Consider the following 11,411-nt stretch of genomic DNA (forward strand, 5'->3'; position numbering starts at 1 on the left):
ATTTTCATCTGTTTTAATCTTCTATTTCTTTTAAAAATGGAAAGGCGCTGTCCCAAAAGTCCGGAACAGCGGTAGCAATGGCTTCGGGGGTGTCTCATACCCCTTTTATAACACCCATTTTCGTATCGCTTTTGCTACACCATTTTCTTCATTGGTTGAAGTAACCCAATCAGCTGACTCTTTCACATATGGCTGAGCATTCCCCATTGCTACACCCATTCCGGCTTCTTTAATCATCGCTAAGTCATTTAAGCTATCACCTAGTGCAAGGACATTGTCCATTGTAATTCCGATCCGATTGCACACTTTCTCGATTGCTTTTGCTTTATTAACCCCAGCAGCGTTAATCTCTAGGTTCGTAGGACTTGAATTGGTAATCTCAAGATCAGGATTTTTGGAGAGTTCCTCTAAAACGACTTTTCTCACTTGGTCATCTTTAATATCGAAGCCAAATTTCATCCATTGATGTTTAGATAAATCCTCTGGAAAGAAATCCCTCCATACATTGTCAACAGAGGCAGCCCAACAAATTGTTTCGTGTGTCTGCTTTAACTTCCACATTTGTTCTATGTATGACGTATTTAGCAATTTTCTTACAATCAATTCACCATTTTCATCCCAAATTTCACTTCCATTAACGGTGATAAGATAAGAATTTAAAGAAAGAGAATTCACTAAGTCATCACATGTCATTCTCGTTCTTCCTGTGCTAATTACGACATGTACCCCTTCTTTTTCAGCTTCTTTAATTGCTTTCCGATTTTCCAAAGAAATTTCTTTTCGATCATTTAAAAGAGTGCCATCCATATCAATTGCGATCAATTTTATTGGTTTACGGTCCTGTTTTTCCATTGATTCCTCCTACTGAAACTTTACTTATTTATATTTTAACAAATTTTCAGATAAAAAGGGCGTACTCATTTAGAGGGCACTGAAAAAGAGAAAATCACTTTTTCAGTGCTCTCCTTATTTGAACCCGCTTTTCTCTGGGGTACATTTATAAAAGATGTGACCTTTTCTCCCATACTCTTTACGAGTTTTTAGCATTTTTTATAGGTTTGCAAATATATTATCAATATCCATCGTTACTTTGTCATTATATAAAATTAAGGGAGTGGAACACCATGCGTGTAAAGGTATTACAACCTATTGTGGCGGAGACAGCTAGTCAAATTGTGAATACAGCAAGCGAGTTTCCTGAGACCATTCTCATCAAAAAAGACCATTGGGAGATTGACGCAAAAAGTTTATTAGGGGTGCTAGCCATCTCCCTACAACCGAATCAAGAAATTGAATTGGAAGTACATGACAGTAGTCAAACAGAAGGCATTGAGGCCTTGCTTTCAACAGGCTTTTTTAAAAAGATATAGAAAAGGGGACGGCTCAAATGGTCTGTTTTGGGAGGGCACTGAAAAAGGTACGGTTTTGACCTTTTTCAGTGCCCTTTAAGCAATGAGCGGAACCGTTGCTTTGTCTTTAAGCCTGCTATGAGTGGTTTTCTCATAGCAGGCGCGCAACGTGTGGAGCCATTGCTGCTTCCTCGAATCCGCTAAAAAAGACTTTTTCAGTGGCTTCTGGTTTTTACCTTATTCAGTGGCTTCCTGTTTTGGACCTATTGAGACACCCCCTTCTTTTTGATTTTTCTTTCAACTAATTTGTTCCTCATCATTTTCTTCTTTTAACATTTTTTGTTTATTAGGAACGTACCGTAATTCATTCTTATTCAGTAAAAACTGCATATGGTCAAGTGGCATAGAGCCGTGACCTTTGCCATTACCAAGGGTAAACTGCACGCTGTTTCCACTTTGACGAATAACCGTTAAAATCTCTGCAGAATTAAAATTACCTTGAATTTTTTGGGAAATTTGATATTCCGAACCAGCTATTATAGTCATTAGTCTCTCCTCTTTCCTTTTAAGAGCTTCCTTCCATAACAAGGATGTTTTATACATTATGACTGATTTTTACCCCGCTCATACCTAATCACTTCAAACGATTTAAAACCTCACTAACTACTCTTTCTCCTGATTGAACAGCTCCTTCCATATACATTCTCCACTCAAAAGCTGTTTCTGTTCCAGCCCAATGTATTGGCCCAACTGGCTGAATAAGAGATGGTCCAAAGTGACTAATAACTCCTGTTGAAAAGTGAGTCCCATATCCACCACGCGTCCAAATATCAGCTGTCCAATCTTTCTCAAACACCCGTAGAGGTGAATCAGCTTCCTTTCCGAAGAAACGAACTAACACCTTTTTAACTAAATCATGCCGCTCTTCAGCCTTCATACTAGCTATGTCTCTAGCTGATTTACTTCCTATTAAAACAGTTAATATTCCTTTTTTCTCATCTTCTGGTGAACTGTCAATCGTCAAGTCTACTGGAGGTTGATCACTATACGCCGTTCCATTTAGTCCTAACTCCCTCCAAAAAGGTCGGTCATAAATAAAAATTAACTTTGTGACAGAAGGTAAGCCTGCTCGTTCGTTTAATTGCACTCGATCTGATGGCAGAGGCGGGTCAAAGTGAATGTTTGTAATAAAATTAGGTGGAATTGTTATGATTACTTCTGATGTTGTCCATGACTGATTTCCGGCATAAACAACAGCTTTCTTCTCTTCGTATATGATACGTTGGACAGGGTGATCAAAATAAATAAATTTATTAAGTGGCTCTATTAATTTATCAATTAGTTTCCCTGCACCATCTTTAAACCAAAACCTCTCTGCCGCTAACAATTCATCTATTGAACCAGCAGACTTGATGCACCAGAAAAAGTCAAGAGTTGAGACTTCATATAATTTTGCACAGAGTAGTTCTTCTATAATTAATCTATAATAAGCCGATGCAGAGTTTGAATGTGAATGAACTTGTATAAATTCCTCTAACGTCATTTTGTCTAACTGCTTAGCGAGCTCTGAGGCCCATGGTTCATTAGCTGGAATTTGTTTACTCAACTTTTCTATTTTCTTTTTAAGAATCATCACATCAAGAATAGAAAACGCTGATAGCCCAGGCACATTCCCTTTTGTCCTTTTCAGCTTTCCTCTTAAGTGAAAAAGTGTTTCTCCTTTTTGAAAAGTTGGTGTAAGTTGTAGCTTATATTCTTCTGCAAGCCTCATCATTCTCTTTTGACCTGGCCCAATCCATTGTGCTCCTAAGTCTATAGGAAGATTCTCTTCTGAAAATGTACTATATACCCTCCCACCTGCTCTGCTTCGTGCTTCCAATATAATAAAAGAAACATCTCTTTTTTTTAACTCATGAGCTGCTGTTAATCCTGCTAATCCGGCACCGACAATCACGACGTTAACTTCATTTAGCCCTTGCATGAGATTTCCCTACTTTCTGTATCGAAAAAAGCTTCTTTAAAAGGATAGGGACATTTTCATACTTTTTATTCACTCTGACATGTACTTATTCGAAAATGCAGAAATAGAGCACTGAAAGGTCAACTTTCACCTATTCAGTGCCCTCGAACATAACTTCCCTTTATCCGATTCTTCATACCCCTATAGGTAGGGGTCAGACCCCTCTTTACTGCGTTAGTTTACTGAATTGAATCTTCTGCATTAATATAGCCTGCTCCATAAATATTTGGATCTCTGTTTGTCCATAAGTCAGTACCGTTAAGCAACTGTTCTTTTATTTCCGCAGGTGACAATGTTGGATCAGACTCAAGCATAAGTGCAACAATTCCTGCACAAATTGGTGTGGCCATTGATGTTCCTGACAAAACAAAATAATCAGAATTGACTCTGCTCGCTTTCTGTAATTTATCTAAATAAGATCTTGGTGAGCGTAATGAAACAATGCTCACTCCTGGAGCAAGCAAATCTGGTTTTTGAGCTCCGTAAATGGTTGGCCCACGACTTGAAAAGCTAGCGACACCATCATCACTTCGATCAATTGTATTTCGATCATCAAGAGCTCCTACCGTGATAACTTGTTGACTTATTCCCGGACTTGCGATAGTTCTTTCTTCAGGGCCTTCATTCCCAGCCGCTACGCAAACGACAATTCCACTTTCCCAAGCGCTCTCAACGATACGAACCATCGGATCTTCACGTTCATTTGCATATCTCTGAGCTGGAGCACCTAATGACATGTTAATGACATGAATGGGCTGCTCAGGATTTTTTTCATTGTAGTCTATACACCACTGTACTCCTTGCATGACCGTTTCCAACGAACCAGAACCTATTTTATTTAATACTTTTACCCCAATTACATTTGCTTCAGGTGCAGGACCCATATAGACACCTGACGAGGCTGCCCCGTCACCAACAGCATCTCCAGCACAATGAGTACCATGTCCGTTGTCATCATACGGCTCGCTTCTTTGATTGATGAAGTCAACAAAATCAATGATCCTTCCCGAAAGATCATTGTGAGGGTAAACACCTGTATCAATGACTGCAACTGTTATACCTTTTCCTGTCAGTTCTGTTCCATTTCGAATGACATTTCTAGCCTTCGCAGAGATCACTGCTGTATCAAGCAAAGCGTGAACTTCACGATTTAAGGAAATCTTTTTAATTTGCGGACAGTTCATAAGCAGTTCTTCTAAAACGGCTGGTGTAAGATCTGCACTACAACAAGAAATAACCTGAAATTCATTTCTCATTTTACATCCAAGGTGACTACTGAAAATTTGGTTCATATTTAGACATCCTTCTTTATAACACCCTTCCTCAAATTCAATGATCACCCTCATTCTCCTCGTTCTTTTCAACACACCTTCAAACATGTTGTGCAAGAAGCAAGGTGTCCACCTAAAAGGTTTATACAAATTTAAAACCTTCTCTCGTAATGGCTTATCCAGCTTATGTGAATAAGTCCTCACCATTTGTACCATTTGAAAACCAAACACCGTTCTAACCTCCTTAGATTAAGATCATACTAATCTATGAAGGTTTGAGAAGTTTTGGCTCGGTTCTTGTCCCTCTCAAGTAAAAATATGCTACTATCTATAAGGAAACTGCTAGACAATTAAACAATCTATTTCCCAATCGAAAGAAGGTGTTCCACAGATCGTTTTAGACCTTTGGAACACCCTAGTTACTATTTGTACTTACACACCCTTATACGCTAAACGATAGACTTCTGCTAATTCACTTACTAGAGGCAGCTTCGGATTCGCCGTTGTACATTGGTCTTCAAATGCACGCTCCGCCAAATAGTCGACTTTGCTTTCAAATTCCTTCTCATTAACGCCATTTTCTTTAATGCTCATAGGAATATCCATTTCTTTTGCTAGATTAATAATGGCTTGAACGAGACTTTCGACTCCCTCTTCTGTCGTAGCTGCTGGTAAGCCTAGTATTCTAGCAATTTCTGCATAGCGCTTGTCTGCCACAAAGTGTTCGTATTTTGGAAATGCTGCAAATTTTGTTGGCTTTTTCGCGTTATAGCGAATGACATGTGGCATTAAGATTGTGTTTGAGCGTCCATGAGCAATATGGAACTCAGCTCCTAATTTATGAGCCAAACTATGATTAATGCCGAGGAAGGCATTAGCAAAGGCCATTCCAGCAATGGTTGATGCATTATGCATTTTCTCACGCGCAACCTCGTCACTGCCATTACGATAAGCACGAGGTAAATATTCAAACACTAGTTGAATGGCTTTGATCGCTAAACCATCTGTATAGTCGTTCGCCATAATAGACACATAAGCTTCAATGGCATGTGTTAATACATCCATTCCTGTATCAGCCGTTATATGTTTAGGAACTGTCATAACAAATTGCGGATCGATAATGGCCACATCAGGAGTTAACTCATAATCAGCTAACGGATACTTGATGTTTTGGGTTTTATCAGTAATAACAGAAAATGATGTCACTTCAGAACCTGTTCCAGACGTTGTAGGAATCGCAACAAATTGAGCCTGTGTTCCTAATTTCGGATATTTACATACACGCTTTCTAATATCAAGAAACTTTTGTTTCAGACCAAGAAAATCTGTATCTGGATGTTCGTAAAATAACCACATTCCTTTTGCAGCATCCATTGCTGATCCTCCACCAAGAGCGATTATGCAATCCGGCTCAAAACTTCTCATCATTGCTGCACCTTTTTCTACCGTTTCGATAGATGGATCAGGCTCCACTTCAGAAAAGATCTCGCAATGGACATAGTCTGGTCTTTGACGTAAATAATGCAACACTTTATCGACGTATCCAAGCTTAACCATACCAGGATCAGTAACAATGAACGCTTTTGTAATATTAGGCATGACCGCTAAATATTGTGTTGAATGTTTCTCAAAATACACTTTCGGTGGAACTTTAAACCATTGCATATTTGCATTCCTCCGAGCTACTTTTTTTACATTTACTAAGTTAACTGTACCAACATTTGAAGATACAGAGTTCTTCCCATAAGAACCACAACCAAGCGTGAGTGATGGTAAGAAGGCGTTATAAATGTCGCCAATCGCACCTTGAGAAGAAGGGGCATTTGCAATAATTCGGCATGCTTTCATTCTCATACCAAATTGTCGGATTACATCTTCATTGTTTGTATGAATGACAGCAGAGTGTCCTAGACCACCAAATTCAAGCATTTCTTCCGCTCGTTTCAATCCTTCTGCTGTGGAGCGTACACGATAGCACGCAAGGACTGGGCTAAGCTTCTCTCTAGATAATGGATACTGTGGTCCAACACCTTTTAGTTCCGCCAGCAAGATTTTTGTATCCTCTGGGACCGTAACACCAGCTAAATTTGCAATAAATGCAGCTGGCTTTCCAACGATATCTGGATTTACAGCGCATGTTGTTTCATTAATCACCAGCTTCTCTACTTTTGCGCGCTCCTCTTCATTTAAGAAGTAACATTTATTATTCGTTAACTCCCGTTTTACTTCTTGGTAGATGGCATCATCAATAATAACCGCTTGCTCAGATGCACAAATCATCCCATTATCAAATGTTTTTGATAGGATCAAATCATTTACTGCTCGCTTGACGTTCGCTGTTTTTTCGATATAGCAAGGAACGTTACCTGGACCAACCCCTAGCGCAGGCTTCCCTGTACTATATGCTGATTTAACCATCCCAGCGCCTCCTGTGGCTAGTACTAATGCTGTCCCTTCATGGTTCATTAATGCCTTCGTTGCTTCAATGGAAGGTGTCTCAATCCATTGGATACAATGTTCAGGTGCACCAGCTAAAATCGCTGCATCGCGCAATACTCTTGCCGCTTCGCTACTACATTTTTGTGCAGAAGGATGAAAGGCAAAAATAATTGGATTTCTCGTTTTAATTGCTATAAGTGCTTTAAACATCGTTGTAGATGTTGGATTGGTGACAGGTGTAACGCCGGCTACGACTCCAACTGGTTCAGCAATTTCAATCAAACCATCATGTTCGTTTTCATGAATGATACCGACCGTTTTGTCATATTTAATATTGTGGTACACATATTCTGTAGAAAACAAATTCTTAATGATCTTATCTTCAAATACACCACGATTTGTTTCTTCAAAAGCAAGCTTCGCTAAATCCATATGATGTTCAAGTCCAGCCAAAGCCATTCTTTTCACAATCTCATCAACTTGCTCTTGATTAAATGTTAAAAATTCTTTTAATGCTTTTTTTCCATTGCCAACTAACTGATCTACTGCTTTTAATACATCCGTTTTTTCAACCAATTGTTTTTGATCTACAACCATGTTAAAACCCTCCGTTTGTGAAGTATTTCACATATATATTTTTAAAAAAATTACGCGCAAACTGGATTTCGAGGAATCTTTGTAACAGAAATATCAGCAATCATTCTTGTATTCTTTTTTATCATACATACATAGTTGACTGTCCAAATGTAAGCAGGAATCTCTTCATCATCCTCAAACATCATTGCTTCAAATTCATCATTGACCAACTCCTCAAAGTCAGCCTGAGAATATGTTTCAGTATCAGTCTGGAAGTCTTTCCATTCACATAAAATCATTTCCTCCTCATCTCCTATCATTTACAAGTTGTTTCTCTTTCTAAATTGATCATACTCCCAGGCAATTACATTGAAAGTGATTTTTATCACAAATTTTAAATTTATTAAAAAAATACTCAACTTTTTTTAATCATGATCAATTTGGGCATAAGCCCTGTCAATTAAGGGGTTTCTACATAGGCTGTAAAAGTGTCATCTAGACTAATAAACTACAGAGGAGAGCTGCCGTATGAACCCATATCAATATTACTCTCGATATGTTCAGCAACCAAACGAGTCATCATCTTATGCCTATCATCAAACTCGCCAACAATCACTTTCCCATTACAGGCAACCAACACTTGAATCAAGAGTGGCCCAATTAGAAAGCCAAATTCAACAGCAAGTTACAGAATTAACACGCCAAAACGAAGAAATTCAAAGACTAAATGCCGAGATTGGCCGAATAAACGAAGAGATCATTCGTTTAAACCAAAATGATGAGCGTCATTTTGATCGTATGACCCGATTAAACCAACGTTTACGTACAGTTGAAAACAATCTTAATATCCCATACACTGCAGGAGAAGACGGATTTTAAAATGACCACAAAGCCCCCCTAAAGAATCAGGGGGTGTCTCAAAAGGTCAAAAACAGACCTTTTGAGACACCCCCTGTCTTACAATATTATGAAAGTGATCAGCGGTCACTTACTTTACTGCCAAGCTTTGACTTCTGTTCCAATCCCTCCGCTCCATTAACTCATATTGGTGAACTCGAACCTTAAATAATGTTAATGGATCCTTATAAATTTCCGGATTCGCTCGTAACGAATCTAGCGCATCATTATGCCCTTCTATTTCTGATTTTGCTTCTGCAATTGCTTCGTTTAGTACACTAAACGGACTTCTATAGAACAAGTTCATATCGCGCTCTATTGACTTTCCAAATAAGTCAAACTGGAGAATGTACTGATTCACAATCGTTTCGGTAACCTGTTTATACTCTTCATTTTCAATAAATTTTTTGTACATTTTAAATACGAGTGCTTTATTTGTAGGAAGTACTCCAAAAAATTTCCCTGAACTCTTTAATAGAAGCTGTGAAGGTGTTAATCTCAACAAAATATTGACGTTTTCTAAGTGCACACCATTTGTCATTCGGTCAACATCTCTGTACCAATCGTCAAGCACACGGAAATCACATTGCAATTTAAAACGTTCTTTTTCATATAAACGATTAAACCCTTCAGTCATTTCCTTTAAATATGACTGACTTTGAATAAATTCGACATTACAAACTTCTAACCATTCCTGCAAGACATTCGAAAATTTCGGTAAAAACGTTTGTTCTAAATAAGTGGAAATTTGCTCATTCATTTTTCTATTAAGTTCAACATGAATATTTCTGAAATCACTATCTTCCTGAATAAAATCTGAGCACTCACGCAAAATTTTTGGAATGTTAACTCTTAAATTCTTTTTCATTTCATCAGTAATTACTGCATATGACTCTTTTATTTCTTGTATTTTTTCTTTTTCAATATCTATTAGTTGATTATTGGCACCCGTCAGTTTTAGAACAGCTTCTTCATTCCAAGTAACAGAATTCATTAAGTTCTTTTCCATTTTCACTCGCTTTTCTAGAAGATGACTGATGGTTTCTTGAATTACCTTTAATATTCTTTCATTTCGTTCTTTTTCTACCATTCTATTTTTAAATAGACCATTTATTACTTGGTTCAAGCCGTCCAATCTTGATTCAGTTGTGTGTATCTGTGCATTTTGAAAGTTCTCGTATATAGTTGCTTCTGTTTCCTCAACAATTCGTTGAACCTCTTGTTCATTATATATGACATTTATTTTATTAATAACAAAATGAATAGATAGGCTAGGAAACTCACCTTTGATTATTGTAAGAACATCATAATCAGATTTTGTCATTCTTGTGTTCGCATCTATGATAAACAATAACGCGTCAGCCATACCAACATAGTTTTTTAATTCTTCATTCCGCTCTGTCGATATAATAGTTAACTTATTCTTATCTAAAAATGAAGATGGTACCACATATTCAAACATTTTGTTTCGAAGATCTATGTCGCATAATTCTTCGTTAACCGGATGTCTATGACCTTCTTCAGTAATTTCTTGAAGTTCCGTTTCACTAGCATTTCTAAACATAAACGTTGCAGGTAGTTCTTCACTTAAAACTTCATGTCCTAGTAAATGATTAATCATAGCTGTTTTGCCTTTTGTATCTGATCCTGCCATAACTAAATAATTACGATCAAAATCTAGCAGTTGTTGGACCTTCCACTGTATGCGGTCACCTATTTCTAAATCATGTTCCTGTGCCCAACGAATGATAGATTCGTATAACTCCAAACTTTGTACAATCGAGTCAGTTGTTGCCGATCGACCATGACTTAAGATTGTTTCTGCTTCATTAACCGTATTTGTATTAAGATTTGTTACAAATTGATTCCACGAAAGAACAGCTCCTGCGGCAGCAATTGCTTGAGATTGTGACGCAATATGAATCCAGTTGGTTAAAAGGTTAGGGACAATATGGTCAATCTCTTTAACGAAATGTTTACCGGCTGTTAGATCAAAATAAGTTTTAGCATATAATTTTGATAAATCAACCCAAGATATTGTTTTTTCAATATTAAGTTGTAATAAAAGATCATTAAACTCAGTCAACCACTTGAAATAAAATTCTTCACTTTCGTAGCTTTTCCAAAGTGCTACTGCTATTTGTTCAAATTTCTTAACATCAATTGAATATAACGTTTTTAGAGCCTGTAAAAAATAAGGTGGTTCTATTGTTTTAGTTAACCCTCTGTCAATATATTTTTGAACGATTTCAAACCACTCAAGAGATTCTGTTCGGATTACTTCATTTATAGCTAAATCAATTGCACTATCCCAGTCTCTATACTCTTCAAAAAATGAACGAGCAATTTCTGTAACATCTAAATAATCTGGATTTAACGAAACAACGTTTTTAATTACTTTTGCAGCTTGATCTAATTGTTGTTGATCCATATAAAGGGAAAATAGTTGTAATTCTATTTCTGTTCTTAAAATCAAGTTCTCTGTATGTATGGCTAAATACGCTTCTTCAGCCTGTGATAGTACCCCTAACTCATAATAACTGTCAGCAATGTTTTTCATTGCCCACGATTTTAATTCACATTGAACCTTCTCCCACTTAAAAATGGCTGTTTCGTAGTCTTTGTTATGATAATAGACTTCCCCTTGAGCATAGCGAATCGTGGAATTAGTTTCTTCCTCATTCTCTTCTAACATCGCTTCAGCAAGAACGGCGATTGGTTGATTTGTTCTTTCTTCTACAAAATGTTTATAGTAATGCTTTTTGATCAGTTCATTCTCTTTTCTCATATGTCGCATCCTTCCCTTGCTGTAGATATGTCTAATCAATACTATGAATTTACTTCAAACGATATTTCAGT

At 37.3% G+C, this 11,411-nt stretch carries 9 protein-coding genes; 2 read left to right on the forward strand and 7 right to left on the reverse strand.

Going from position 1 to position 11,411, the window contains the following annotated elements:
• Nucleotides 1-105: 105 nt before the first annotated feature.
• Nucleotides 106-852 (reverse strand): Cof-type HAD-IIB family hydrolase, encoded by a 747-nt coding sequence (locus AC1FXP_RS04750; protein ID WP_480059042.1) that lies wholly within the window; start codon nt 850-852, stop codon nt 106-108.
• 272 nt (nt 853-1,124) lie between these two features.
• Here AC1FXP_RS04750 and AC1FXP_RS04755 point away from each other — a divergent pair, with 272 nt between their 5' ends.
• Nucleotides 1,125-1,370, forward strand: a complete 246-nt coding sequence (locus AC1FXP_RS04755; protein WP_480059043.1) for an HPr family phosphocarrier protein — start codon at nt 1,125-1,127, stop codon at nt 1,368-1,370.
• A 276-nt stretch (nt 1,371-1,646) separates the two neighbouring features.
• Here AC1FXP_RS04755 and AC1FXP_RS04760 read toward each other — a convergent pair whose 3' ends face one another.
• From AC1FXP_RS04760 to AC1FXP_RS04780, 5 genes are all read right to left on the reverse strand, one after another.
• On the reverse strand, nt 1,647-1,895 hold the full coding sequence (locus AC1FXP_RS04760; RefSeq protein ID WP_480059044.1) for a hypothetical protein: 249 nt from the start codon (nt 1,893-1,895) through the stop codon (nt 1,647-1,649).
• A gap of 88 nt (nt 1,896-1,983) precedes the next feature.
• Complete coding sequence (locus AC1FXP_RS04765) at nt 1,984-3,330, reverse strand: flavin monoamine oxidase family protein (protein WP_480059045.1); 1,347 nt, start codon at nt 3,328-3,330, stop codon at nt 1,984-1,986.
• A 218-nt stretch (nt 3,331-3,548) separates the two neighbouring features.
• Complete coding sequence (locus AC1FXP_RS04770) at nt 3,549-4,871, reverse strand: S8 family peptidase (RefSeq protein ID WP_480059046.1); 1,323 nt, start codon at nt 4,869-4,871, stop codon at nt 3,549-3,551.
• 201 nt (nt 4,872-5,072) lie between these two features.
• Nucleotides 5,073-7,676: a bifunctional acetaldehyde-CoA/alcohol dehydrogenase gene (gene adhE, locus AC1FXP_RS04775; protein WP_480059047.1), complete on the reverse strand. Its 2,604-nt coding sequence runs from the start codon at nt 7,674-7,676 to the stop codon at nt 5,073-5,075.
• Nucleotides 7,677-7,726: 50 nt separating this feature from the next.
• Complete coding sequence (locus AC1FXP_RS04780) at nt 7,727-7,954, reverse strand: hypothetical protein (RefSeq protein ID WP_480059048.1); 228 nt, start codon at nt 7,952-7,954, stop codon at nt 7,727-7,729.
• A 229-nt stretch (nt 7,955-8,183) separates the two neighbouring features.
• Between AC1FXP_RS04780 and AC1FXP_RS04785 the strand changes: the two genes are divergently transcribed.
• Nucleotides 8,184-8,534, forward strand: a complete 351-nt coding sequence (locus AC1FXP_RS04785) for a hypothetical protein (RefSeq protein ID WP_480059049.1) — start codon at nt 8,184-8,186, stop codon at nt 8,532-8,534.
• Nucleotides 8,535-8,643: 109 nt separating this feature from the next.
• Here AC1FXP_RS04785 and AC1FXP_RS04790 read toward each other — a convergent pair whose 3' ends face one another.
• On the reverse strand, nt 8,644-11,340 hold the full coding sequence (locus AC1FXP_RS04790; protein ID WP_480059050.1) for a GTP-binding protein: 2,697 nt from the start codon (nt 11,338-11,340) through the stop codon (nt 8,644-8,646).
• Between the last annotated feature and the right edge of the window lie 71 nt (nt 11,341-11,411).

Source organism: Halalkalibacter sp. HAAS-P013, assembly GCF_056619925.1.